This is a genomic window from Nocardia sp. NPDC023733 (genome assembly GCF_040639775.1).
Taxonomy (GTDB): Bacteria; Actinomycetota; Actinomycetes; order Mycobacteriales; family Mycobacteriaceae; genus Nocardia; species Nocardia rosealba.
This window is the reverse complement of the sequence record NZ_JBFAAN010000002.1, coordinates 432,149-456,506: the sequence shown is the minus strand read 5'-3', so window position 1 is coordinate 456,506 and position 24,358 is coordinate 432,149. Positions and strand designations below refer to the sequence as shown.

Annotated in this window: 23 protein-coding genes; 9 read left to right on the top strand and 14 right to left on the bottom strand. The window is 66.9% G+C overall.

From position 1 onward, the window contains the following. Positions 1-36 precede the first annotated feature (36 nt). The 3 genes from AB0F86_RS13610 to AB0F86_RS13600 form a co-directional block, all read right to left on the bottom strand. Entirely contained in the window at positions 37-669 is a 633-nt protein-coding gene (locus AB0F86_RS13610; RefSeq protein ID WP_356985618.1) for a hypothetical protein, read from the bottom strand. Further along, the gene (locus AB0F86_RS13605; RefSeq protein ID WP_356985616.1) at positions 666-2,183 is read right to left on the bottom strand and encodes a serine/threonine-protein kinase; all 1,518 of its coding nucleotides are present in this window, start codon (positions 2,181-2,183) and stop codon (positions 666-668) included. Before AB0F86_RS13605 ends, AB0F86_RS13610 begins: the two co-directional genes overlap by 4 nt. 167 nt (positions 2,184-2,350) lie before the next feature. Further along, positions 2,351-2,848, bottom strand: coding sequence for a hypothetical protein (locus tag AB0F86_RS13600; protein WP_220139005.1), 498 nt, complete (start codon positions 2,846-2,848; stop codon positions 2,351-2,353). 165 nt (positions 2,849-3,013) lie between these two features. On the opposite strand from AB0F86_RS13600, the gene AB0F86_RS13595 reads away from it, so the two are divergent. Next, entirely contained in the window at positions 3,014-4,150 is a 1,137-nt protein-coding gene (locus tag AB0F86_RS13595; protein ID WP_356985614.1) for a hypothetical protein, read from the top strand. 67 nt (positions 4,151-4,217) lie between these two features. Here AB0F86_RS13595 and AB0F86_RS13590 read toward each other — a convergent pair whose 3' ends face one another. Continuing rightward, entirely contained in the window at positions 4,218-4,682 is a 465-nt protein-coding gene (locus AB0F86_RS13590) for a hypothetical protein (protein ID WP_356985612.1), read from the bottom strand. Further along, positions 4,679-5,395, bottom strand: a complete 717-nt coding sequence (locus AB0F86_RS13585; RefSeq protein ID WP_356985610.1) for an SDR family oxidoreductase — start codon at positions 5,393-5,395, stop codon at positions 4,679-4,681. Before AB0F86_RS13585 ends, AB0F86_RS13590 begins: the two co-directional genes overlap by 4 nt. Positions 5,396-5,650: 255 nt before the next feature. On the opposite strand from AB0F86_RS13585, the gene AB0F86_RS13580 reads away from it, so the two are divergent. Next, positions 5,651-6,496 carry a helix-turn-helix transcriptional regulator gene (locus AB0F86_RS13580; protein ID WP_356985609.1) on the top strand — a complete coding sequence of 282 codons (846 nt, stop codon included), beginning with the start codon at positions 5,651-5,653 and terminating at the stop codon, positions 6,494-6,496. 136 nt (positions 6,497-6,632) lie between these two features. On the opposite strand, the gene AB0F86_RS13575 is transcribed toward AB0F86_RS13580, so the two are convergent. Continuing rightward, on the bottom strand, positions 6,633-7,244 hold the full coding sequence (locus AB0F86_RS13575; protein WP_356985607.1) for a hypothetical protein: 612 nt from the start codon (positions 7,242-7,244) through the stop codon (positions 6,633-6,635). A gap of 79 nt (positions 7,245-7,323) precedes the next feature. Here AB0F86_RS13575 and AB0F86_RS13570 point away from each other — a divergent pair, with 79 nt between their 5' ends. Next, entirely contained in the window at positions 7,324-7,887 is a 564-nt protein-coding gene (locus tag AB0F86_RS13570; protein WP_356985605.1) for a TetR family transcriptional regulator C-terminal domain-containing protein, read from the top strand. Between the two features lie 91 nt (positions 7,888-7,978). On the opposite strand, the gene AB0F86_RS13565 is transcribed toward AB0F86_RS13570, so the two are convergent. Next, positions 7,979-8,992, bottom strand: a complete 1,014-nt coding sequence (locus AB0F86_RS13565) for an NAD(P)/FAD-dependent oxidoreductase (protein WP_356985603.1) — start codon at positions 8,990-8,992, stop codon at positions 7,979-7,981. Between the two features lie 82 nt (positions 8,993-9,074). Between AB0F86_RS13565 and AB0F86_RS13560 the strand changes: the two genes are divergently transcribed. After that, complete coding sequence (locus tag AB0F86_RS13560; protein ID WP_356985601.1) at positions 9,075-9,659, top strand: XRE family transcriptional regulator; 585 nt, start codon at positions 9,075-9,077, stop codon at positions 9,657-9,659. Positions 9,660-9,662: 3 nt separating this feature from the next. On the opposite strand, the gene AB0F86_RS13555 is transcribed toward AB0F86_RS13560, so the two are convergent. Next, entirely contained in the window at positions 9,663-10,298 is a 636-nt protein-coding gene (locus AB0F86_RS13555; RefSeq protein WP_356985810.1) for a TetR/AcrR family transcriptional regulator, read from the bottom strand. Positions 10,299-10,366: 68 nt separating this feature from the next. Between AB0F86_RS13555 and AB0F86_RS13550 the strand changes: the two genes are divergently transcribed. From AB0F86_RS13550 to AB0F86_RS13535, 4 genes are all read left to right on the top strand, one after another. Continuing rightward, on the top strand, positions 10,367-11,920 hold the full coding sequence (locus tag AB0F86_RS13550; protein ID WP_356985599.1) for an NAD(P)/FAD-dependent oxidoreductase: 1,554 nt from the start codon (positions 10,367-10,369) through the stop codon (positions 11,918-11,920). Beyond that, positions 11,917-12,750 (top strand): SDR family oxidoreductase, encoded by an 834-nt coding sequence (locus AB0F86_RS13545; RefSeq protein ID WP_225278808.1) that lies wholly within the window; start codon positions 11,917-11,919, stop codon positions 12,748-12,750. Before AB0F86_RS13550 ends, AB0F86_RS13545 begins: the two co-directional genes overlap by 4 nt. 25 nt (positions 12,751-12,775) lie before the next feature. Then, complete coding sequence (locus AB0F86_RS13540) at positions 12,776-13,729, top strand: alpha/beta hydrolase (RefSeq protein ID WP_356985597.1); 954 nt, start codon at positions 12,776-12,778, stop codon at positions 13,727-13,729. Positions 13,730-13,821: 92 nt separating this feature from the next. Next, positions 13,822-15,615 carry a long-chain fatty acid--CoA ligase gene (locus tag AB0F86_RS13535; protein ID WP_356985595.1) on the top strand — a complete coding sequence of 598 codons (1,794 nt, stop codon included), beginning with the start codon at positions 13,822-13,824 and terminating at the stop codon, positions 15,613-15,615. Between the two features lie 64 nt (positions 15,616-15,679). On the opposite strand, the gene AB0F86_RS13530 is transcribed toward AB0F86_RS13535, so the two are convergent. The 4 genes from AB0F86_RS13530 to AB0F86_RS13515 form a co-directional block, all read right to left on the bottom strand. Next, positions 15,680-16,363: a cutinase family protein gene (locus AB0F86_RS13530; protein WP_356985593.1), complete on the bottom strand. Its 684-nt coding sequence runs from the start codon at positions 16,361-16,363 to the stop codon at positions 15,680-15,682. A 120-nt stretch (positions 16,364-16,483) separates the two neighbouring features. Further along, positions 16,484-18,967 carry an MDR family MFS transporter gene (locus AB0F86_RS13525; protein WP_356985592.1) on the bottom strand — a complete coding sequence of 828 codons (2,484 nt, stop codon included), beginning with the start codon at positions 18,965-18,967 and terminating at the stop codon, positions 16,484-16,486. A 118-nt stretch (positions 18,968-19,085) separates the two neighbouring features. Further along, the gene (locus tag AB0F86_RS13520) at positions 19,086-19,553 is read right to left on the bottom strand and encodes a DoxX family protein (RefSeq protein ID WP_356985590.1); all 468 of its coding nucleotides are present in this window, start codon (positions 19,551-19,553) and stop codon (positions 19,086-19,088) included. A gap of 174 nt (positions 19,554-19,727) precedes the next feature. Beyond that, complete coding sequence (locus AB0F86_RS13515; RefSeq protein WP_356985588.1) at positions 19,728-21,194, bottom strand: DHA2 family efflux MFS transporter permease subunit; 1,467 nt, start codon at positions 21,192-21,194, stop codon at positions 19,728-19,730. A gap of 181 nt (positions 21,195-21,375) precedes the next feature. Here AB0F86_RS13515 and AB0F86_RS13510 point away from each other — a divergent pair, with 181 nt between their 5' ends. Then, entirely contained in the window at positions 21,376-22,062 is a 687-nt protein-coding gene (locus tag AB0F86_RS13510; RefSeq protein WP_356985586.1) for a DUF4328 domain-containing protein, read from the top strand. An 11-nt stretch (positions 22,063-22,073) separates the two neighbouring features. On the opposite strand, the gene AB0F86_RS13505 is transcribed toward AB0F86_RS13510, so the two are convergent. Together AB0F86_RS13505 and AB0F86_RS13500 are read right to left on the bottom strand one after the other, a co-directional pair. After that, complete coding sequence (locus AB0F86_RS13505) at positions 22,074-22,661, bottom strand: hypothetical protein (protein WP_356985585.1); 588 nt, start codon at positions 22,659-22,661, stop codon at positions 22,074-22,076. Positions 22,662-22,785: 124 nt separating this feature from the next. Further along, positions 22,786-24,348: a carboxyl transferase domain-containing protein gene (locus tag AB0F86_RS13500; RefSeq protein ID WP_356985583.1), complete on the bottom strand. Its 1,563-nt coding sequence runs from the start codon at positions 24,346-24,348 to the stop codon at positions 22,786-22,788. Positions 24,349-24,358: the final 10 nt, after the last annotated feature.

The window sequence follows — 24,358 nt, the reverse complement described above, 5'->3', positions numbered from 1 at the left end:
GGTGGATCATCACGATCCGCCCGGCGTTCGCCGTTGTCAGGCCCGCAGGTTGCGCATCACCACGCGAACGTGGTGTTCGGTCAGCTGTCGCAGCTCGGCGCGGCTGATTCGATCGCCGTTGATCGTCAGCGTGGTGTCCACGCGCAGGTTCTCGTCGAGCACGCCGATCCGCACTTCTGTCACCGCGCGCCCGTTCTCGTGGGCACTCTCCCGGACGAAGGCGTCCTCGCCGAGCCCGGCCAGGTATTCGAAGCTCGTATTCGGATCCGAGACACGTCCGCCGACAAGATGTTTGAACCTGTCGTGCTCCCCTCGCCGGTCGCCTCCCGCCCGCGCGACATAGAAGCCCAGCGACACAGTGAGGTCACCGAAAGTGCCGGAACAGTAGCCGGTCGACCCGAGGGGCTCGTGATCCTCCTGCTGCCACCCGGCGCTGCCGCGACGCGTGAGTTCGGCCAGATCCATCAGCTCGCAGTGATTGCCTTGCTCCAGCTCGCGGTACTTGCGCGAGGTCGGGGTGTCGATCGGTGTGCCCGGCGTCCACCGCGAGTCCGCCGCCCCGTCCTCGCGACCCAGCCACATCGCGGCGGCGATCACGGTGACCACCACGAGCGAGCAGGCCGACACTGCCGCAGCCGTCCATGGCAGCGAGAACCGTCGTGGTGTCATCCGAGGCGCTCCCAGAGTATTCGGCCCTGATGCTCACAGGCCGTCACCATCTCCGAATCGTCCACCTTCGACTCCGCGGGCGTGCTCAACGTCACGGCGACGACCACGTTGTCGTCGAAGAGGCCGAGCTCGCAGGTCGGGCCGTACATGTACGGCAGTCGGCGCACGTAGAGGTAGGAGTCGTCAGCGAGCTCGGGCCGGTGGTCCACCCGGATCGTGCTGGCCCCGCCCAGACGAACCAACTCCAAGTCGTGGCGGAAGAAGGCCTCGGCGCCGTGTCCATCGTTCACGACCTTGGCAAGCACAGTGGCTGCCAAACCCCGGTAGGAGACCGAGCAGTGGTGGGACGAATATGGCTCGGAGTCAACGGATTCGGAATGGATGGGCGAATCGGGCGGCGCCCCACCGAGCTGTTCGAGCGCGGACAGATCGAGCAGGTCACAGGCGTTCGCGACACTCTGTGTGGTGTAGACCCGGGTCGGCTGGCCACGGATCAGGTCGGTAGTCGTCATCACGACGAGCAACGCGACCGTGGCTGTCGTCAGCACGGCGGTGAGCGCCGAGGGCAGGAGCGTTCGCGCGATCCGGGTCCGCCGTCGACCTGGCGAGGCGCCAGGAGCACCGGCCGCGACCGGATCGGTCGGCAACCGGCCCGGGAACGGCGCGCGGGCCCACGGACCGCTGTCGAACGCTCTGATCGCCGCTGCGGCGAGGTCGGCGCAGCGGGCGAATCGGTCCTCCGGCCGTTTCGCCATCGCCGTCGCGATGACCGCGTCGATCGCACGCGGCAGCTCGGGTCGTAACTCGGTGGGCCGGGGCGGTGCCGCGCCCAGATGCGCGGCGATCACCGCCGCCTGATCACCACGCGGAAACGGCGTCCGACCGGTGAGCAACTGGAACAGCGTGCAGCCGAGGGAGTAGATGTCGGCGCGATGGTCCACCGTGTGGCCGGCGAACCGTTCGGGTGCCGCGTAGGCGAAGGTGGCGGCCATCGCCGACAGCGTGACGGTGTCATCGAGACTGCGGGCGATCCCGAAGTCGGTGAGCAGCGCGGTTTCCTGTCCTGCGTGGTCGCGTTCGATCAGCAGGTTGGCCGGTTTCACGTCGCGGTGCAGCACCCCGTGCGCATGCGCGAAATCCAGTCCGGCGGCGGCACCCTGGATCAGCCGCAGAGCACGGTCCGGGGCGAGACCGGCGGAATCGGTCTGGAGCAATCCGATCGCGTCGCCACCGTCGACGTATTTCATCGACAGCCACAACACCGGATCCGTGGGCCCGCTGCGGTCGTACACCGGCACGATATTGGGGTGTTCGAGTCGAGCGGCCAACGTCGCCTCTCGTTCGAAGGCGTTGCGCGCCTTGGCGTCGGTGGATATCCCGTCACCGAGCACCTTCAGTGCGACCCGCCGCCGCAGGCGAGGGTGCTCCGCGAGGTACACCGACCCCATGCCACCCGCGCCGAGCAGTCGTTCGATCACATATCCGGCGAACACCGTCCCGGGCTCCACCGCCACCCCGACCCCACCTCCGCTTCACCCGCCGCACCCTGAGCGGAACTGAGGGCCCACCCGATCACGGATGAATCTAAGGGCAGTCGGGCGGTCGGGCAACCGTCTCACTGCGGCGGAACACGCCCCAGCAGGGGCGGATCCGGTCGGCTCCGCCCCTGCTGCTGTCCGTTCTATCCGTTGAGGGTGATCCAGGCCTGACCCGAAAGCTGTTCCAGGTCATAGTGTTGCGGGTAGGTGTCGGAGGTGGCGACGATCTTCGCCTCGACCCGGCCGGGGCCGGGGCCCATGCCGAAACCGGTGATCACCCCGTCGGGCGCCTGTTCGATGACGCCGTTGGCGTCGACTCGGTGGGACTGGCTGTTCTCACGACCGGTGTCGAGGTTCTTCCACCGCACCGAGATCCGGTACGGCTGGCAGTTCTGTCCGTCCTGAATGATTTTCACGCGAACACCGAGGTGCCCGGCCTGTGGCTGGGGCACGGTTTCCGCGTTGACGATGGCCGAGCATCCTCCCGGCACCCGGACGAGTGTCGGTACGAATCGGACGACCTGATCCGACGGCAATGCCGCCGCCGGACCACTGAACCCGACGAGCGCGGTAACGGCCGCTGCGGCGGCCACCCCGACCTGAACCGAAACCCGTTGACCTTGCTTGCTTTTCAGACTCATGCTCCGAAATTCGCGACTCGCCCGGAGATCGTTAACCACCGTAATGGTCTCGATGTGACAACGGCATCGGAGACCTGGGTCACAGAGTTTCCTCAGGCATGCGGCACGCCCCACTCACTGTTGCCCAGTAATGTCCGCGGCGAACTACCGGATTGGAGACAACAGGTGAGCGGACGCAACGGATTTCTGCTGCTCGGCGGGATCTCGTCGGTCGGGGCGGGGGCGGTGCACTTCATGGCCGCCGGAATGCACACCGAACACGCCACCTTGGCGCGGCTGATGGTCGTGCTCGCCGCGATGCAATGCGCCGTCGGGCTGGCGGTGCTGCTGAGTGATCGCAAGATCGTCGTGTCCGCGCTGGCCGCCGTGAACGCGTTCGCGGTTGCGGTGTGGGCGTTCACCCGGTTCGCCGATATCCCGTGGGTCACCGGGCTGACAGCGGAGGCACCGGCCGTCGCCGATACCGTGTGCGCGGCGCTGGGTGCGCTCGCTGTCCTCGGTGCGGCCGTCGCACTGGTGCGGCCCGGCGCGACCCTGCCGCCCATGCGGTCCGGGTTCGCGGCCGCGGCCGTCGGTGTGCTGGCGCTGGCGGCCATGCTCAACGGTGTCGGGCATGTGCACAGCCACGGCGACAGCGACGATCACGCGCACGCGGCGGGCGAGGACCACGGTGACTCCTGGCCTCGGGCGTTCGACCCGGGCAAGCCGATCGATATCTCCGGCGTCCCGGGCGTCACCGCCGAACAGGAGCAGCGCGCGACGGCCCTGATCCAGAACACCCTCGCGAAACTGCCCGCCTTCGCCGACGTCACCACCATCGGCGCACTCGGCTTCCGCTCGATCGGCGATGCCGCCACCGGCTACGAGCACTGGATCAACACCGGCTACATCCGCGACGACAGCTTCCTCGACCCGACGCGACCGGAATCGCTGGTCTACCGGGTCGACGGCCAGAACCGCACCCTGGTGTCGGCCATGTATATGGCCAAGGGCAAGAAGATCGACGACCCTGCCCTCACCGATTACGCGGGCCCGCTGATGCAGTGGCACGTGCACGACAACCTGTGCTGGAAGGCAGGCGACAACGGCCCCCAGGTTGCCGGCGTGACCGACGAGCAGGGCAACTGCCCGCCGAACTCGATCAACCCCGGCGCGGGCAACCCGATGGTGCACGTGTGGATCGCCCCGCACGAATGCGGCCCGTTCGCGGCGCTGGAAGGTCACGGCGCCGGGCAGGCGGCCACGGACGGTCGACGCACCGACACCTGCGGCGGCCACGACCACGGCGGCGGCCACAAGTAGGACCGCTTTCCCCAGGCCGGAGGTCCGCAGGTCCGATTCCCGGCAAGCGCGCCTCGACTGCCGATGGTCAGCGGGCTTGCAATCCGCGGCGCAGCGCGTCGATGGTCGTCTCCGGAGAAGTGTTGAAGCAGAACCGGATTCCCGGCGCGATCTCGGTCGCCACATTGATCAGGCGTTCGAACAGCACGGTGTGCTCGGGCGCCATCCGCACCCCGGCGCCGATCATCGCGACCCCGAACGCCCTGCCCGTGGCGCAGTCGCGCAGGGTCGCCTCGGCGGCGTCGGGGTCGGCCGGGACCTGGCAGGTGACGATGTCGAAACCCGCTTCGCGCAAGGCGTTCTCGCCTGCCGCGATACGGGCGGTGAGGGTCGCTTCGTCGAGCTGCGGGTAACGGCTGTAGTCGACGGCGCTGGGGTGCAGGCCGATCGAGAGCACGGTGTCGGATTTCTGGTCGGCCACTGCGTCCTCCGTTGTCATCAGATAGGCGGCTACTACCAGCACCGCCGCAGCGAGCACGGCGCCGAACTTCACCACGGCGCGGTGCCGATGCGGTCCACGAATGCGCCGGTGGTTCCGTCGGGGCCGATCGTCGCCATGGCCACGATCGCGTCGGTGCCCTCGGTGACGGTCTGGAAACCACTGTGCCCGTTGAGGTCGGTCGCCGTATAGCCGGGATCTACGGCGTTGACCTTCATGGTGTCGAGTTCGCTCGCGTACATGACGGTGAGCATGTTCAGCGCGGCCTTGGTGCTCGGGTAGCCGAGGGCCGGTGGCAGCAGGCCTGCCCACTTCGGATCGGTGATGGTGGCGATCGAGCCGATGCCGCTGGAGACCATCACGATGCGTGGATGCCCGGACAGGCGCAGCAGCGGCAGGAACGCGTTGGTCACCCGGATCGGCCCGAAGACATTGGTTTCGAACACCTCGCGCAGGTCTTCGGGCCCGGTCTCGCTCGGCGCGGTATGTGGGCCGCCGATGGCGGCGTTGTTGATCAGGACATCGAGGCGGCCCGCTTCGGATTTCACTGTGTCCGCCGCGGCCATGACGGAGTCGTCGGAGGTCACGTCCAGCGCGACGAACCTGACGTCGGCACCGGTCGCGGCAAGTTCGACGGCCGCCGCCCTACCGCGCCCGGTGTCGCGAGCGGCGAGGAACACCTGCCAACCCGAGCCCGCCAGCCGGCGAACCGTTTCACGGCCGAGTCCTTTGTTTGCCCCGGTCACCAGGGCGATGGTCTGTGTCATGCATCCAGATTCACGCCACAGCGAGCCACGCTCCAGTGCCGGAGAGGCATAGGACGGGCGGTACCACGCCCTATCGAGCGAGAACAGGCGAAGCGACCTGTGCACCGGCGACGCGGATGCCGCGCAGCAGCAGGACCGCCGCGATCACCACCACCGAAGCCGGCGGGGTTGGCCCAGAAGCTTATGCCGTGCCGCACAGGGGGATGGGATTCGCGGTACCACCCCGCCACCACCGACCTGCGGCACCATGGAAACGTGGACAGAGCGGAATTGGCGACGGTACTGCGCGGTGCGCGCTCCCGGCTCTCGCCCGTCGATGTCGGCCTGCCCGCCGGAGCGCGCCGACAGGTACCCGGGCTGCGGCGCGAGGAGGTGGCGAGCCTGGCCGGCGTGAGTGTCGATTACATCGTGCGTCTCGAGCAAGGGCGCGGGCCCAAGCCGTCCGATCAGGTCCTCGGCGCGCTCACCAGGGCGCTGCGGCTCACCGATGTCGATCGAGACCTGGTCTACCGGCTCGCCGGTTCCGAACCACCGCAGGCCGGGCGGATTCCGATGGTCATCCGGCCGAGCGTCCAGCGACTGCTGGACCGGCTCACCGACCTTCCGGTGCTCGTCCTTTCCGCGAAATCCGACATCCTCGCCTGGAATCCGCTGTCGGCCGCGCTGCTCGGCGACTTCTCAGCCATCCCGCCCGAGCAGCGGAACATCATGTGGCAGCGCTTCCTCGGCACCGGCATGAGCCGCGTCGTCATGACACCGGAGGAGGCCGACAGCAACGCCGCCGCCTGCGTCGGCTGCCTGCGTGCCGTCAAGGCCACCTACCCCGACGACCCCGACCTCACCCGCCTGCTCACCGAACTACGCACGCGCAGCGAGGAATTCGAGTCCCACTGGCAAGCAGGTCGTTCCAGCACCATGCACAGCCTCACCAAAACCATCGCCCACCCCGACCTGGGCACCCTCACCCTCGACTGCGACGCCATGCACGTCCCCCACACCGACCAAACCATCGTCATCTACTCCGCACCGCCCAACACCCCCACCGCCACAGCCCTCGACCTCCTCCGCGTGACCGGCCTCGAAACCTTCGGCCCGAGATAGCCGAGACCAGGCCGGTGGACGCGAGATCCTCGAATACTGGATCCCGGCAGAGGATCTCGCCGAGTTCAACCGCAATATCGTCGGCACGATCGAGGTGGTGCGGCGATTTCCCGAGGATGCGCCGATGCCGGGGTGATCAGGGTTCGGAGTGCTGCTTCGGGATCGCGGCCTTGATGGCGCCGATGGCGGTTTGTGGGTCGTCGGCCCAGAAGGCGATGGTCGATGAGGTCAGCTCGCCCTGTGGTGTGGAGAAGGTGTGGGGCGCGGCCAGTTCCAGGCGGATATTGGTGGAACTGCCGACCGGGAGGGCGATGGTTCCATTTGCTGTGCGGTGCAACGACTTCGATTCGTCGTAGCCGCGCATGTCGGGGCGCACAGCGCGCAGGGCGGAGAGGGGGATCGCGAGTTCTGTGCGGCGCAGGTAGCGAACGCGTAGGTGGGCGGGGGTGAGGACGTGCGGGTACACGTGGTGAGCGGCCAGCAGGCCGAGCATCCACAGCAGTCCCCAGATGCCGAGTGCCAGTGCGGCCAGGCGGACCGGCGCCCACGGAATGATCAGGTGCACAGCGGGAATCTCCACCGCACTGACCACGACGAACGCCCAAAGGATGGCCGACATGGCGCCCGCGTAGCGGATCGGGGTGCCGTCCGCGATGTCGGGCCTGCGGGTGATCGCGCGGCCGAGGCTCACCCACAGATCGATTTCGAACCGGAAGAAACGGCGTACGAGCCGCAGGACAGGGCGCATGGCGACCTCCTTTGCAATACAACTGCATTGTAAAGAGCCGCACCATGGCAATACAAGTGCATCGTGAAAGAATGGCCGCATGCCGAAACGGGTGGATCACAGTTCGCGCCGGGCCGAGATCAGCGACGCCGTCATGCGGCTACTCGCCCGCGACGGGCTCGAAGCGGTCAGCCTGCGCCACGTCGCCGCCGAGGCGGGCGTCTCCGCAGGTCAGGTGCAGCACTACTTCCCCACCAAGGACGCGATGATGGAATTCGCGGCGACCACCATCGCGGGCAGAATCGGCGAGCGCATCACCGCCGCGGGCCCCGACCCCGACCTGCACCAGATCCTCATCGCCCTCCTCCCCACCGACGCCGAATCCACCGCCGACACCCGCACCCTGATCGGCTACCTGGCCTTCGCCTCGGTCCGCCCCCAGATCGCCGAAACCCTGGCAACCAACGGCCGAGGCTTCCGCGACCACATCGCGACACTGCTCCCCTACCACCCCGAGCCGACGAAGGCAGCCAGCGCTTTGCTGGCCCTCCTCGACGGCCTGGCCCTACACGTCACCGTCGGCCAGATCTCCGCCGACGACGCACGCGCACTGTTGACCAGCGCCATCGATGAAGCTCTCGCGCGACGCGCGCGTGGGCGATGAGCAGAGGCGACGAACCCGCTCCCGCTGCACGTTCGGCAATGGCCGATGACCAGCAGTCCCGGCGCACCGTTCGATGCGCCGGGGCCGGAGCTCATCCAGTGACAGCGGCGCCTTCCGAAGCCCGGAGCCGCGCGACAGCCTCGGCGGTGTCAACCATCACCAGCTCCGCGTTGATCTGCGCGCCCGCCATCGCACCGGCCGCGGCGGCCGCGCCGACCTGGGCCATCGGGTCGGTGGCGTTGCCTGCGATCCACACGCCGGGGACCGAGGTGCGGCCCATGGGGTCGGCCGGGATGTGGTCGCCGATTCCGCTCGGGTGGGGTTCGGGGGTGAGGCCGAGGTCGGTGAGGAAGGTGGCGCGGGTGCTGAAGCGGGGGCCGACGACCAGGGCGTCCCGGTCGATCACGGTGCCGTCGGCGAGGCGGACGCCACTCAGCTTTCCGCCGTCGGCGAGCACCTCGACCACCTCACCGTCGACCACGCGAACACCCCGTGCCGCAAGCTTTTCCGCGTCTTCGTCAGCAGCCGGAGCCGTGTGTGACAGGAAAACGATGTCGTCGGTCAATTGGGTGAACAGCAGCGCCTGATGGACCGCCATCGGTCCGGTCGCCAGGACCGCGATCCGCTGATCGCGCACCTCCCAGCCGTGGCAGTACGGGCAGTGCAGCACGTCGTGCCCCCAGCGTTCGCGCAGTCCGGCGATCTGTGGCAGCTCGTCGGCGAGCCCGGTGGTGACGAGGATGCGCCGTGCGAAGACGGACCGGCCGTCCGCCAGCTCCACCCGGAATTCGCGCGAGGCGTCCTCGTTTCCGGACGGATCGGTGGAGGCGGAGTCGCCGACACGGTCGACAGCGACCACCTCGCCGGTCACCACTTGGCCCCCGTACCCACGCACCTCCTCGCGCCCGAGCGCAACCAGCTCCAGTGGCGGCATCCCCTCCCGCCCCAGCAGCCCGTGCACCCCGTCGGCGGGCGCGTTGCGCGGCGCACCGGCATCGATCACCAGCACCGATCGCCGCTGCCGCGCAAGCATCAACGCACCGTTCAGCCCGGCGGCACCCCCGCCGATCACCACCACGTCGTAGGACTCGTTCAGCTCTGTCATGTCGACCTCCTTCGGGAATTCACAGTGCACCAACGGACGAAAAACTGGCAAGCATGTTTGCCGCTATGGCAAACTGATGGACATGGACGACCTCGAACAGACCCTCGACTCGGTCGGCCCCCGTCTGCGCGCCCTGCGCAAACAGCGCCAGACCACACTCGCCGACCTGTCCACCGAGACCGGGATCTCGGTGAGCACCCTGTCGCGCCTGGAATCGGGCGACCGCAAACCCACCCTGGAACTGCTGCTCCCCCTGGCCAAGGCACACGGCGTCACCCTCGACGAACTCGTCGACGCCCCACCCACCGGCGACCCACGCATCCACCTGCGCCCGGTGACCAGGCACGGCATGGCGATGCTCCCGCTCACCAAACGCGCGGGCGGCATCCAGGCCTACAAGATCGTCATCCCCCCGGGCGCCCGCGACCGGCCCGACACGCCCCAAACACATGAGGGCTACGAATGGCTCTACGTTCTCAACGGCCGTCTACGCCTGATCCTCGGCGACCACGATATCGTCCTCACCCCCGGCGAGGCAGCCGAATTCGACACCCACGTCCCGCACTGGTTCGGCGCGGCCGACAACCAGCCCGTCGAGTTCCTCAGCCTGTTCGGCAAACAGGGCGAACGCGCCCACTTCCGCGCGAAACCGCGCGAGAACGGTTGACGCTCAACCCCGCAGCGCGGAGATCAACGCGGGACTGAGGGCGAGCGCGGGCAGCGACTCGACCAGCAGATCGACCAAAGACTCACGGCTGATGGGCTTTTCGACCATCCAGGTCAGAATCGTCTCCTCCACGAACGCGATCCAGCCGCGGATCGCGAGGGTGAGTCGCGCCAGGTCGGGGTCGTCGGGCGGCAGCGGCAGTTCGCTGACGATGAGATCGGCGATGGCGGCGCGGGTCTCGTTGACGTAGTCGGTCATGTCGGGGGTGCGGCTGGCGGGACCGCGCAACACCGAGTGGTAGGCCGCGGAATGACCGATGGCGTAGTCGACGAACCGTTCGATCGAATCGCGCAGCATGTCGAACAGCGACAACTCGCGGTCGGGCATCACGGCGGTGTAGAACTCGGTGCTCACGTGCCGCGCGATCGCCTCGTGGAACTCCTGCTTGGAGGCGAAGTAGTGGAACAGCAGACCCCGCGAGATGCCCGCCTGCTTGGCGATGTCGTCGACCGAGATGTCCTCGAGCGGTCGATCGGCCAGCATCTCGGCGCCGAGGTGGATCAGCTGCAGTCGCCGCTCCTCCGGGCCGAGCCGGACACGCTTGGTCGCTCCCGAACTTCTGCTACTCACATCGACCATCCTAGCCACTACTGAACTATGCTCAATAGCTGTTGACTCCGGCTCAATAGCGACGTAGTCTGCATTACATGAGTCGCAAGGTTACAGACAACGTTGTCGAACCCCGAACCGTCGACAACCGCGCCCGCCACGTGAAGACGATCATCATCGGCAGCGGTTTCGCCGGTCTCGGCCTGGCCATCCGCCTGTCCCAGCAGGGTCGCGAGGACTTCCTCGTGCTCGAGCGGGGCAGCGAGGTCGGCGGCACCTGGCGTGACAACACCTATCCGGGCGCCGCCTGCGACGTGCCTTCGCACCTGTACTCGTACTCCTTCGCGCTGAACCCGGACTGGACCCGCTCGTTCTCGCGCCAGGGCGAGATCCAGGCGTACATCAAGAGCGTCGCGGAGCGCTACGACGTGCTCGACCGGCACGTCTTCGACTGCGACGTGCGCCGCGTGCACTGGAACAACGAGACCAGCCGCTGGGAGATCAGCTCCACGCAGGGCGAATTCACCGCCGACACCGTCGTCAGCGCGGTCGGCGCCCTCTGCGAGCCCGCGCTGCCCGACATCAAGGGCATCAACGAGTTCGAGGGCGAGATCTTCCACTCCGCGCAGTGGAACCACGACGCCGACCTCACCGGCAAGCGCGTCGCCGTGATCGGCACCGGCGCCTCGGCGATCCAGATCGTGCCCGCCATCGCCGACAAGGTCGCCACCCTCGACGTCTACCAGCGCACCGCCCCCTGGCTGCTGCCGCGGATGGACCGCCCCTACCTGCTGCCGGAACGCCTGGCGTTCAAGCACATTCCGGGCGTGCAGCGCCTCAGCCGCGCCGCCATCTACGCCGCGCGCGAGACCCAGGTCGTCGGCCTGGCCAAGTTCCCGGTGCTGATGAAGGGCTTCGAAGCCCTCTCGCGCGCCAAGCTGCAGTTCGAGATCCGCGACCCCGAACTGCGCAAGAAGGTCACCCCGAACTACCGGATCGGCTGCAAGCGCATGCTGATCTCCAACGAGTACTACCCGGCGCTCGATCGCGACAATGTCGACGTGATCACCGACGGCATCGCCGAGGTGAAGCCGGGCTCGATCGTCACCAAGGACGGCACCGAGCGCGAGATCGACGCCCTGATCGTGGCCACCGGCTTCCACGTCACCGATTCGCCGACCTACAACAACATCGTCGGCCGCGACGGGCGCACCCTGTCGGAGGTGTTCGACGAGATCGGCCAGCAGGCCTACAAGGGTTCGGCGATCGCGAACTTCCCGAATATGTTCTTCCTGGTCGGCCCGAATGTGGGCCTGGGGCACACCTCGATGGTGTACATGATCGAATCGCAGATCAATTACGTCAGCGATGCCCTGGCTACCATCGACAATCTCGGCCTGAAAACTGTCGAGGTACGCGAAGACATTCTGCGCGAGTACAACACCGGCTTGCAGAACAAGCTCGGCAAGTCGGTCTGGAATACCGGCGGCTGCGCCAGCTGGTACCTCGACAAGCACGGCAACAACACCACCCTGTGGCCGGACTTCACGTTCGAATTCCGCAGGATCACAAAGCATTTCGACGTTTCCGCCTACAATACGACAACCGCAGACGCCCCCGGCGCCGATCTGAAAGTGGTGGCAGCACAGTGAGCAAAGATGCTTACTTCACGAACAAGGTATGTGTGATCACCGGTGCCGGCTCCGGCATCGGACGCGCGCTGGCCGAGAACCTGGCCAAGCGCGGCGCGAAGCTGGCACTGAGCGATATCGACACCGAAGGCCTGGCCGAGACCGTCCGGCTGTGCGAGGCACTGGGCGCGCAGGTGAAGTCCGACCGGCTCAACGTGGCCGAGCGCGAGGCTTTCCTGGTCTACGCCGACTCGGTGAAGCAGCACTTCGGCGTGGTGCACCAGGTGTACAACAACGCGGGCATCGCCTACCACGGCGACGTGGTGAAGACCGAGTTCAAAGACATCGAACGCATCATGGACGTGGACTTCTGGGGTGTCGTCAACGGCACCAAGGCGTTCCTGCCGATGCTGATCGAGTCCGGTGACGGCCACGTGGTCAACGTGTCGAGCCTGTTCGGTCTGGTCACCGTGCCAGGCCAGGCGGCCTACAACTCGGCCAAGTTCGCGGTGCGCGGCTTCACCGAGGCGCTGTACCAGGAGATGAAGGTCTCGAAGACGCCCGTGCAGGTCACCTGCGTGCATCCCGGCGGCATCAAGACCGCCGTCGCCCGCAACGCCACCTACGCCGAGGGCATCGACAAGGCCAACACCGCGTCGCTGTTCGACAAGTACCTGGCGATCCACAGCCCGGAGATGGCCGCGCAGACCATCACCGAGGGTGTGCGCAAGGGTCACGCGCGCGTGCTGATCGGCTGGGAGGCCAAGGTGCTCGACGTGAGCGTGCGCTTCCTGGCTTCGGGCTACAACCGGATCTCGGCCGCCGTCAACGGCCGCTTCATGCCGCACTGACCCTCTCGAGATCCAGGAAAACGCCATGCGCGAGTTCAAGATTCCGCTGCCGGTGGTTCGCGCGCTGCTCGATCCGGTCTTCCGGGTGACGCTGCACGCGCGACTGCCCGTCGCCGTGCAGCGCACCATGCTCGACGTGTCCTCCCGGCTGCAATTCATGCCCGACGGCGCCGTCGTGCAGCAATTGCAGCTGGGTGGGCGCCCCGCCGAGCGGGTGATCGCCGAGATCGCGATCCCGGGTTCGCGTACCCGGGCCGTCCCGCCGGAGCGCGCCGCGGGCGCGATCCTGTACCTGCACGGCGGCGGTTACGTGGTCGGTTCGCTGGCCACCCACCGCTCCCTGGTCGCCAGGCTGGCGCTGGAGAGTTGCTGTGCGGTGTACTCGCTGGACTACCGGCTGGCGCCCGAGCACCCCTTCCCGGCCGGCCTCGACGACGCCGAGGCCGCGTTCCTCGATCTGGTGAACAACGTCGGCTACCAGCCGGATCAGATCTGTCTGGCCGGCGATTCGGCGGGCGGTGGACTCGCGCTCGCGCTGGCCCAGCGGCTGATCGAACGCCACAAGATGACCCCGGCCGCGCTCGGGCTCATCGCACCGTGGGTCGACCCCACCGACCCGCCGAGCCGCGACCGTGACCTGGTGATCAACCGGGCGTGGTCGCGACTGTGCGCCGCCCACTACCTCGGCGACGGCGACGCCACCACCGCGGGTTACGCCCCGCTGTCGGGCAACCTGATCGGCCTGCCACCCACCTATGTGCAGGTCGATGTGAGCGAACTTCTGCACGACCAGTGCCGCACGCTCGTCTCGGCCCTGCGTGGAGCGGGCGTTCACGTCCGTTTCACCGAAACCCGCGGCCTTTGGCACGTCGCGCAACTGCAGGCCGCGCTGGTCGCCGAGGCCGCGCTCGCGCTGCGCGAACTCGCGGACTTCCTGCGGGAAGCAATCCAGCCCGTATCGATAGACGACTTACGATAAAGCCAGGTGACGGGCATTTCGGGCGGCGATATCGCAACCGGGCCGAACGTGTCGTAGATTACTGGCGAGTAGAACCCACTGGAAGGGCACTGATGCGAGAGTTCGAAGTTCCGGCTTCCTACACCATCCCGGACGATGCGAACAATTCCGACAACGTCTTCCGCTTCGGCGAGGAGACGCCGAACGCGGTGTTGTTCAACGTTCCGAACGGCAGCGGCGGCTGGAATGACGTCACGGCGGCACAATTTGCGAAAGCCGTCACCGGCGTCGCCAAGGGCCTGATCGCCTCCGGCGTCGAACTGGGCGACCGGGTCGCGATCATGGCGGCCACGCGATACGAGTGGACGCTGCTCGACTTCGCGATCTGGGCCGCCGGTGGCGTGACCGTCGCGATCTACGACAGCTCGGCCGCCGAGCAGGCCAAGTGGATCCTGCAGGATTCCGAGACCAAGCTGCTGGTCGTCGAGAACGACAAGCACAAGGCGACCATCGACGAGATCGACGCCGCGTCGCTGCCCGCGCTCGCCGAGACCCTGCAGATCGACAAGGGCGCCGTCGACACCCTCATCGAGCGTGGTGCCGACCTCGACGACGCCGTGGTGCACGAGCGCCGCAAGCAGGTCGGCGCGGCCTCGCCCGCCACCCTGATCTACACCTCGGGTACCACCGGCAAGCCCAAGGGCGTGCAGCTCACCCACGCCAACCTGTGGGCCGAGTCGCGCTCGGGTGGCATCGAGCTCAGCGCGTTCGTCGCCGAGGGCCAGAAGACCCTGCTGTTCCTGCCGCTGGCGCACGTGTTCGCCCGCGCGGTCGCGCTGATCGCCTTCGATTCCAAGGTGACCATCCGCCACTCCTCGGACTGGACCACGCTGGTCGAACAGTTCGGTGAGTTCAAGCCGGACTTCATCCTCTCGGTGCCGCGCGTGTTCGAGAAGGTCTACAACTCGGCCAAGCAGAAGGCGCACGACGGCGGCAAGGGCAAGATCTTCGACGCCGCCGCCGAGACGGCCATCGCCTACAGCGAGGCGCTCGAGAAGGGCAGCCCCGACCTGCTGCTCAAGCTCAAGCACTTCGTCTTCGACAAGCTGGTCTACAGCAAGCTGCGTGCCGCTCTCGGTGGGCAGTGCCTGGCCGCCGTGTCCGGTGGTGGCCCCCTGGGCGCGCGCCTCGGCCACTTCTTCCGTGGCGTCGGCGTCACCATCTACGAGGGCTACGGCCTGACCGAGACCACCGCCGCGTTCAGCGTGAACACCCCGACCCACATCCGGGTCGGTTCGGTGGGTCGCCCGATCCAGGGCCACGCCGCCAAGATCGCCGAGGACGGCGAGCTGCTGCTCAAGGGTTCGGTCGTGTTCGGTGGCTACTGGAAGAACGACGAAGCCACCGCCGAAGCGTTCGAGGACGGCTGGTTCAAGACCGGCGACCTGGGTGCCATCGACGCCGACGGCTTCATCACCATCACGGGCCGCAAGAAGGAAATCCTGGTCACCGCGGGCGGCAAGAACGTCTCCCCCGCCGTGCTCGAGGACTCCCTGCGCGCGCACCCGCTGATCAGCCAGGTGATGGTTGTCGGTGACGGGCAGCCGTTCATCGGCGCCCTGATCACCCTCGATCCCGAGGCCCTGCCGGGCTGGAAGGACCGCAACAGTGTCGCCGCCGACACCGCGATCGAGAAGCTGATCGAGAACGAGGCGCTGGTCGCCGAGATCCAGGCCGCCGTCGACGAGACCAACAAGAAGGTCTCCAAGGCCGAGGCCATCAAGAAGATCCGTATCCTCCCGGTCGACTGGACCCAGGAGACGGGCGAGCTCACCCCGAAGATGTCGCTCAAGCGCGCCGTCGTCATGAAGCAGTACGCCGGTGAGGTCGACAAGATCTACAGCTGACGTAGCTGATCAGAAAAGGCCGGTTGCTTTGTGCAACCGGCCTTTTCGTTGTTCTCGGTACGTTTCAGAACCGCTGGGCCGCGAATTGGGCTGCGGTGACGGTCATTCCGTTGACGCTGTAGAGGGTGTGCAGGGCATTGGGGTAGGCCAGCGGCGAACCGTCGCAGATGTTGTCGCCGTCGATGCACAGGTCGATGGTCTTGTTCCGGTAGGACGCGCCGATCGACAGCGCGGGCGCGGCGGCGTCACGCAGGAACCGTTCGGAGGGTTTGCCGAACAGCACGACGGCGGCGACGTGCTCGACCACCTCGCCCCGCATCGGTTCGGGCAGGTACCGCTCGTATTCCGGCGGAACCCCCTCGGGCACACCGGCACCCGTCGCGAACCCGGCCAGCGCCGCACCCTGCGAATACCCGCCGAGCACGATCCGCGTGCCGGGACAATTCTCAGCGACGAACTCCACCCGCCGCTGCGCATCGTCGATCCCCCGCACAACCGACTGCGCGAACCCTAGCCGATCCGCGAAGTCACTACTGGCCGGATAGTCGACCCCATAAGCCCCCACCGACCGCCCACCGGCATTCGCCCGTAGCGCCTCGACAAAGGACATCCCGGTCACCCCGACCACCCCACCCGGCTCCGCGGTCCCCCGCGCGAACACCACCTCCACATCGGAGCAGGGCGCGGCGAGCGCGGACTGGACGGGCGATACCACCGGAATCGCGGCTGCCAAGAACACTGCAGACACGAATCGACGAAGAGAACGTGCTGTCATGCCGCGCAGACTACCTATCCCGGCCCGTGACCAGCGCACTTTCGATATCGACGCGCCGACCCCACGGTACCTGTGCACGCAAAGAACGGTGACTCAATCCAGCCGCTGAGACTTCTTGGACCTCAACGACGCTGCGGCAAGCGCTCCGACTACGAGAATCACCGCAAGGAACCAGAGCGAGTCTCGAAATGCCAGATAGGCCCCGCTCTGATGACCCGGGAAGCCCGGCAAGTAGAAGGCATAGTCCCGGTAATTTTCCTCCCAATCCGATGAACCGAACCGATCGGCGAGAATTGAACTGGTGACCACTCCGCCCAGAACTATGCCGATCTGTATGGAGAGGCTGTATATGCCTGCTCCAGCACCGGCCTGCTCCTCGCGCAAGGATCGGGATGCCTCTGCGGTCAAGGATGTTCCGACTGCGGCGCCGGCGAGTGCCCCCGCAGCCAGAACGCCGAGAGTCCACAATTCGGACGGACTGTTGGAGACGATGAGATACAACGAAAACGCTGCCGCGGAAAACAACAGGAATCCTATGCTCGGCAGCACCCAGGGGGATCCCCGATCGGCCAACGTTCCCATCATCGACGCCGCAAGACCTGCGACTATCAGCACCATCACCATCGAGTCCCAGTACGATGAAGTCGTCTGCAATGAGGCAACTATCGAATCCGTCGGGTCACTGGCATCTGGGCTGTATGGGGCGTACTCACGCACTTCGGCGTCGAATCTCAGGTAAACGGTAACGATGACCGCCAGCGCACTGCTCGCAGTGCTCACCAGCACGATACCCAGGGTAGACAACGCGACGTTCCGGCGACGGAAAATCCGCAACGGTATCAATGCGTCACTACCGGAACGCACCTGACTCAGGATGAACCCGGCGAGCACGACAAGGCCTGCAGCGATCAATACCCAAGCGAGGACATCGGACGCAGACTCCGCCCCACGGAGTCGCTGGCCACCCCACACCATCGAGAAGACACCGATACAGCTCAGCACTGACCCGAGTAGGTCGAAATTGCGGACCGAAGCCGACAACGAGGGCACCAGTCGCAGCGCGAGTACGAGCGCCACCACACAGAGCGGCACCCCGGCGTAAAACTGCGCTCGCCAGGCACACTCTTCGCTGATGTAAGCAGCCGCGATGCCGACGAACAGCAGCGTCCCACCTGTCATCACTCCCCACAGAGAGATCGCCCGACCGCGTCTGTCCGGCGGAACAGTACGGGTGATGACAACGATCGCTTGCGGGGCCATCAACGCCGCGCCGAGCCCCTGAACCCCGCGCGCGACGATGAACATCGCGCCGTCGACCGATGCGCCACACAACGCCGTGGCAGCGGCGAAGACCACGATGCCGAACAAATAGACGGCTCTCGGTCCGAAGCGGTCACCGAGCCGACCGGCAATCAGCAGCGGTGCCAAAAACCCCGAAACAAACGCACCATCTATCCAGCTCGAATCGGAAATCTCCAAGTCGGAATAGCCGTAGTCGTCTACCACGTGACCACTGGCCGAGTAGTACAACGCGATCAGGGAGAAGCCGAAGGCCATCGCGAACAGCGCAGGCCAGAGCCTTCCCGCGGTTGGCTGTGTTTCGGTGGGGCGAGTCGACGGCGGAACGTGCGGTGTCCGCGCGTCGATGACCGCAGTGCCGGCGCGGGCGAGCATCGCCGGGGTCAAGGTCTGTTGCGCAGCAGGATTCGCGACCGCAGCCGATCGAGGAGCACCCACATCGGCATGAGATGCCAGAGCCCATTGCACCGCGTGCGCGAACTCTGAACAAGAAGCGAACCGGTCCTGTGGCCGCTTGGCCATGGCCCGCTGCAGCACGGCATCCAATTGGACAGGTAGTCCGGGCCGTCGCGCGGAGACCGACGGTGGGGGTTCCGACATATGGGCACCGATCACCGCGACCGGGTTGGTCGCGGCGAAGGGTACGGTTCCGGTGAGTAGCACGAAAAGCGTGCAGGCCAAGGAGTATTGGTCGCAGCGTGCGTCGAGTTCGCCTCCCGCGAGCTGTTCGGGTGAGGCGTATGCCAGTGTCGCGGTGAAGGTTCCGGTCTGTGTGAGGCCGTTGACCTGATCACGCAGCCGGGCGATACCGAAGTCCGCGAGCAGCACCCGTTCGGGTCGTCCCGGTTCGGCATCGTGGATCAGGATGTTGGCGGGCTTGATGTCACGGTGCAGTACGCCGCGATTGTGGGCGTAGTCCAGGGCCGAGGCCACGTCGGTGATGATCCGTGCGGCTCGCGTCGGGTCTACCGGGTCTAGGCTGCCCGCGTCCGAACCCTGCACATACTGCATCGCGATCCACAGCCGTTTGTCCTCGACACCGCGATCGTGCACGACCACGATATTCGGGTGATCCAGCTGAGCGATGAGGTCGGCCTCACGCTCGAAGCGCTGCCGGATCTCATGGTCGCCGAACATCTCCTCGTTGAGGACCTTCAGTGCCACCATGCGTGGCAGTCGAGGGTGTCTGGCCAGAAAGACCGTACCCATGCCGCCTCTACCGAGCACCCGCTCGAGCTCATAGCCCGCGAAGTTCTCGCCCGCACCCCAGACGCTCACGCCCGCCCCCACCGTCTCTAGGCATCGATCCGTCATAGCCTAAGGGGCGAAGCAGAATTCGGCCCGACGGGATGCCGCCCGCCACGGCCGGCACACGACGAGTAGCAAGCGCCAGTTCCTACTCGGCGATCCAGCCGAGGATCAGGGCGTTCTGGTGTATGAAGTCCTCGACGGCGGGCAGGGTCGCAAAGGACATCGCGTAGAGGGCGACGAGGAGGGTGAGGGCGATCGTCCATTCGCGGGTCGGGTGCTCGACCGGCGCGCCGGGGAGGCGGCGGTCGCCCGGGCGCGTTTGCCGGGAGGCGACGGCCAGGACGGCGAACATCAGTGGCAGGCCCCAGGATTGGATGCCGTCGCCTTCGATCAGGTGCAGGTCCACCGCGCCCGACCACAGGAAGAAGGCGCCCGCGTAGGCCCATTCCTTCACGCGCGGGAAGCCGGGGGCGAGGATCACGACTGCGGCACCTACCTGCCAGGCACCGAGCAGGTAGGCGAAGCAACCCGGGTAGCTCAGGTGTACCAACTGGATGTCGATCCATTCGATGCGCAGCAGGTTCCGTACCGAACCCGCGACCAGTTCGAACACGATGAGGAAGGTGGCCGCCCAGTACGCGAACGAACGGATCCGCTCAGAGCGGTCGGCCGTGTTTCGGGTCGATTGTCAGCGTGGACATTTCAGTCCCCCTCGGGACGTGGTGTCGGCTACGCCTTTCGACACCGCCGAGTCCCGAAATGTGACTCGCTGTGCTCCACCTCAAAGTCAGGAACTCTGTGTAGCGACTTCCGGTTTCGCCGCCGCTGACTTCGCGTGGCCGACGAACAGGGCCGAGGCGAGCACGCCCACGAGCAGGATCGCGGCGGGCAGCAGCATCGACTGGGCGAGCGAGGTACTGAATTCGTCGATGACGTGGGGTGGGAGGGGGCCGGTGCTCGCGCCCTCACCGATCGGGGCGTCGCCGCTGAGTCCGTTGGCGCTGAGCCGGGCGGCGATGAGGGCGCCGATGGCGGCACTGCCCAGGACCGAACCGACCTGGCGGGTGGTGTTGTAGACACCGGCGCCCGCACCGGCCTGGGTGACCGGCAGGTTGTGGGTGGCGGTCGAGGCGAGCGGAGCCCAGATGCAGGCGTTGGCCAGTCCGGCGAGACCGCCGACGATCATGAACGCCACGATCGAGGAATCCGGCTTCATCAGCACGGCGAAACCGACGATGGAGGCGGCGAAGAGGGAGAAGCCCGCGGTGGGGATCAGGCGAGGCGGTAATCGGTCGGCGAATTTACCGATGAACGGCGCCGCGATACCGGTGACGATCGCCATCGGCGCGAACATCAGTGCCGATGTGGTCGGTGACATCTCGCGCACGCCCTGAAGATAGAAATAGGCGGGCACCATCATGGATGTGACGGCGGCGCCCATCGCGGCGATCGCCAGATTCGACAAGGCGAAATTGCGGTCGGCGAACAAACTCAACGGCACGAGCGGTTCGCCGGTATTGCGCGCCTGATTCACGACGAACAGCACGAGCATCACCACACCGAACGCGATCAACGCCCAGATCCACGGCGCCCAATCCTGCGCGTTGCCTTCCTGGATACCGAAAACCAGGGCGAGCATGCCGATACCGCTGAGCAGCACGCCGACGAAGTCGAACTTGTGCTTGCTGGTCGGCAAGGCAGGTACCAGCCACATCGCCAGACCGAACGCGATGACGCCCACGGGCAGGTTCACGAAGAAGATCCATTCCCAGCCGAGCCCGTCCACCAGGACGCCGCCGAGAATCGGGCCGATCAGCGTCGCCAGACCGGCCACCGCACCCCACAGACCCATCGCCGCACCGCGCCGGTCCGGCGGGAAGGTCCTGGTGATCACCGCCATCGTCTGCGGTGTCATCAGCGCGGCACCGATCCCCTGGGCGGCGCGCGCCGCGATCAGCATCCCGATGCTGCCCGACAACCCGCACCACAGCGACGCACCGGTGAACACCGCCAACCCGATCAGGTAGATGTTCTTCGGCCCGAATCTGTCCCCTAATCGCCCGGTGACCAGCAGCGGCACCGCATAGGTGAGCAGATAGGCGCTGGTCACCCAGATGACGTCGGTGATGTCGGTGTGGAACGCGCCCATGATCGCCGGATTGGCGACGGCGACGATCGTCATGTCCAGCAGGATCATGAAGAACCCGACCACCAGCGCGAACAGCGCCAGCCATGGATTGCGTTCGGTGGTCATCGATACGTCCTATCGAGGGATTGATCGGGTGACGATCCGGCCGTTCATGATCGTCGCACTGCCGAGCCTAGGCTCGGGCACCGACACGAAGCCCGGCGAGCATCTGCTGCGCCCTGGATAAGCCCTTCTGGCTGGTCAAGGCTGCGGTACCGTGGGGAAATCTCGACAGGGGGAGTGGAAAATGAGTCATCCCATAGCTTTTCGTGCCGTGCGCGGACTCGGGACCGCGGTGGTGGCGCTGATCGCCGTGATACTTGTGCTCGAAACAGCCGGGGTCGTGGTGCGCTGGCTCGGCTATCGCTCGGTCTCCGGACGCTACGAGGGCACCGTGAGCAGCGCCGAGTACAACGCGGCCCGCGACATCATGATGCCGCTCGAGGTCGGCATGTGGCTGCTGTCGGTGCTGTTGATGTTCGTCACCTGGATCGTCCTGGTGGTGTGGATGCTGCGGTCCCGAAACAACGCCCAGCTGGTCTCCCTCGCACAGCATCACCTCTCCGCGCCATGGGCGTTCTGGGGCTGGGTGGTCCCCGTCGTCTCACTGTGGTTCCCACCCCTGTTCCTGCACGACATCGCGCGAGCGTCGAACCCCCAGCAACGCGGCACGCCCCTAGTGCCCCTCTGGTGGATCGCCTGGCTCGCCGCCTGGCTCACCTTCTGGACCGGCTCCGTCCTGACAGTCGCCGGCATCTCCGAGGACCACGACACCATCCAAACCCTGCGCGACGCCGAGGTCGACTCCCTGCTCACCTTCAGCCTCCTACGCACGGTCGCCGCCCTCCTCTTCATCGCCGCAGGAATCCTCCTGTCCACCACCGTCCTGAAAATCACCCGCACCCAATCTCACTGGTCCCCCACCCGCCTCTAGATCGCCGAGCGTTATCTGCGCCAATGCAGTGTTGCTTCGGTGACGGTGGGGTGGTGGCCGGCGAATGGTGTGCCGGATTCCAGGCTGTCGGCGAGGGTGGTGAACAGGTGGGTGAGGGACGGCCATAGTTCGCCCTCCGAGGCGCCGGTGGCGCTGTATTCGGCGATGCAGCCGGAGCGGGCGCCGGGGCGGGTGTCGAGGAACAGGGTGGAGCCGTCGAGGTCGGCGAACGGGATGAATTCGGGGAGGAAGAGTTCGCTGGGTGAACCCGCGGGTTCGGCGCTGAGGGTTGCCGGGTCGTAAGCGGCGGCGTACTCGGGGATCCGGTTTCGCTGGTCGTCGATGATTTCCAGCCACATCGTCCAGACGCGGTGGGCACCGGACAGGGTGAGCAGGTCGTGGTCGGGGAGGAGGCGGGGCGGGAAGTGGTCGACGTGGTTGAACAGGACGGCGAGGTCGGCGGGGATCCGCTCCCACCAGCCGTGCGAGACGTCGGCGGGATCGTCGTCGTCGGTCGCCACGGGGGCCAGTGTCGACTCCACCCAGTTCTGGACGCGGGTCAGCGGGGCGGTCAGGGAGCGGGCCGGCGAGTCGGTCATAGTCGCCGGTCCCGCCGGGAGGGGGTCGAGGTCGATGCGGCGGCTCTGATCGGCATCTCTCGAGTATGGCGTCCGAGGCGGGCCGAATCCTGTTACGCGCCGCGTGGACTCGGCCCGCTGTGATCTAGATCGGCGAGATGGTCCGCCGCTTGCCCGGCACCCGGTCGGGGCGGCGGGGCTGGACGCGGCCCAGCGCCTCGAGCAGCAGCCCGCGCGTGCGCGACGGCAGGACCACGTCGTCGATGCCGAACCCGTCGGCGGCCAGCAGCGGATCGATATTGGCCTGGAAGAGTTTGATGAGCTGGGTGCGGCGCTCGGCGGGGTCGGGGGCGGATTCGTAGTCGGCGCGGAAGGCCACGTCGACGGCGCTGTCGATGGGGATGGCACAGATCTCGGCGGTCGGCCAGGCCAGCGACAGATCCGCGTCGACACTTCGCCCGCCGCCCATCACGATGTAGGCGGCGCCGTAGGCCTTGCGGGTGACGATGACAAAGCGGGGCACCGTCGCGTTGGCGAGTTCGTAGCCCAGGCGCGCACTGCGCCGGACCAGGCCGGTTTCCTCGGCGGCGGTACCGACCAGGAAACCGGGCAGGTCGATGAGGATCAGCAGCGGCAGGCCGAACGCGTCGCAGACGGCCACGAAATGGGCGGCCTTCTCACACGCCGCGCTGTCGAGCGCACCCGCCAGGTGCAGCGGCTGGTTGGCCACCACACCGACCGGGCGTCCGCCGAGGCGCACGAACGCGGTCACCACATTCGGCGCGTTGGTGCGTTTGAGTTCGAAGAGCGTGTCGCGGTCGGCCAGGGCCTCGATCACCTCGCGCACGTCGTAGCCCGCACGCAACGAGGCGGGCACGAGTGCGTCGATCTCGCCTGCTCGGTCGCCGGGTTCGAAGGGAGCCGTGCCGAGCACGGGAGCGCCGTCGGCCGAGGGCGGAAGGTAGGACAGGTAGAGCCGGATGGCGTCGATGGCCTCGTGTTCGTCGTCGGTGACCACGTCCACGACACCGCGTTCGGCCTGGATGTCGGCGCCGCCGATCTCGTCGTTGGTCAGGGTCTCCCCCGTCGCGGCCTGCACGAGCGGCGCCGACGACATCCCGATGGTGCCGATCCCCCGCACGATGGTGACGAAGTCGCAGCAGGCGGCGAGATTGGCGGGGGCGCCGAAACCGGGACCCATCATGGCCGCAACGATCGGGACGTACCCCGACAGATCGGCCAGCCGCATCAGCAGCCGCGAACCCGGTGCGGCCAGTCGCGAATCGAGCGCCTCCTGCATGCGGTGCCCGCCGCCGTCCATCAGCATGACGAGCGGAATCTTGTCCAGGAGTGCGCGTTCCACGCAGCGGTCGAGCTTGGCCATGCCGGTGGCGCCGTTGCTGCCACCGAGCACGGTGAAGTCGAACGCGGCCAGGGCGAGCGGGCGTCCGTCGACGTAGGCGATGCCGGTGACCACACCGTCACCGGGCGCGACCAACGGCGCGGCACCGGCCTGGGCGGGTCCGGGTCCGGCGAGCGCGCCGAATTCGTAGAAGCCGCCGTTGGCGAGCAGCGCGACCCGTTCGCGCGCGGTCAGCTTGCCGCGGGCGTGCTGTTTGGCGACCTTGTCGGCGCGCGCCTCGTCGGTGACCGCGGCATAGGCCTCGCGTACCCGTTCGATCAGCGGGTCCACCTCGGGATCTGCCACGGCACACCTT

Coding starts and splice junctions, on each gene's coding strand:
- AB0F86_RS13600 (WP_220139005.1), bottom strand. CDS start 2,848: ATGAGTCTGAAAAGCAAGCAAGGTCAACGGGTTTCGGTTCAGGTCGGG.
- AB0F86_RS13565 (WP_356985603.1), bottom strand. CDS start 8,992: ATGACAGAGCTGAACGAGTCCTACGACGTGGTGGTGATCGGCGGGGGT.
- AB0F86_RS13560 (WP_356985601.1), top strand. CDS start 9,075: ATGGACGACCTCGAACAGACCCTCGACTCGGTCGGCCCCCGTCTGCGC.
- AB0F86_RS13540 (WP_356985597.1), top strand. CDS start 12,776: ATGCGCGAGTTCAAGATTCCGCTGCCGGTGGTTCGCGCGCTGCTCGAT.
- AB0F86_RS13505 (WP_356985585.1), bottom strand. CDS start 22,661: ATGACCGACTCGCCGGCCCGCTCCCTGACCGCCCCGCTGACCCGCGTC.
- AB0F86_RS13515 (WP_356985588.1), bottom strand. CDS start 21,194: ATGACCACCGAACGCAATCCATGGCTGGCGCTGTTCGCGCTGGTGGTC.
- AB0F86_RS13510 (WP_356985586.1), top strand. CDS start 21,376: ATGAGTCATCCCATAGCTTTTCGTGCCGTGCGCGGACTCGGGACCGCG.
- AB0F86_RS13575 (WP_356985607.1), bottom strand. CDS start 7,244: ATGCGCCCTGTCCTGCGGCTCGTACGCCGTTTCTTCCGGTTCGAAATC.
- AB0F86_RS13555 (WP_356985810.1), bottom strand. CDS start 10,298: ATGGTCGATGTGAGTAGCAGAAGTTCGGGAGCGACCAAGCGTGTCCGG.
- AB0F86_RS13535 (WP_356985595.1), top strand. CDS start 13,822: ATGCGAGAGTTCGAAGTTCCGGCTTCCTACACCATCCCGGACGATGCG.
- AB0F86_RS13585 (WP_356985610.1), bottom strand. CDS start 5,395: ATGACACAGACCATCGCCCTGGTGACCGGGGCAAACAAAGGACTCGGC.
- AB0F86_RS13610 (WP_356985618.1), bottom strand. CDS start 669: ATGACACCACGACGGTTCTCGCTGCCATGGACGGCTGCGGCAGTGTCG.
- AB0F86_RS13550 (WP_356985599.1), top strand. CDS start 10,367: ATGAGTCGCAAGGTTACAGACAACGTTGTCGAACCCCGAACCGTCGAC.
- AB0F86_RS13570 (WP_356985605.1), top strand. CDS start 7,324: ATGCCGAAACGGGTGGATCACAGTTCGCGCCGGGCCGAGATCAGCGAC.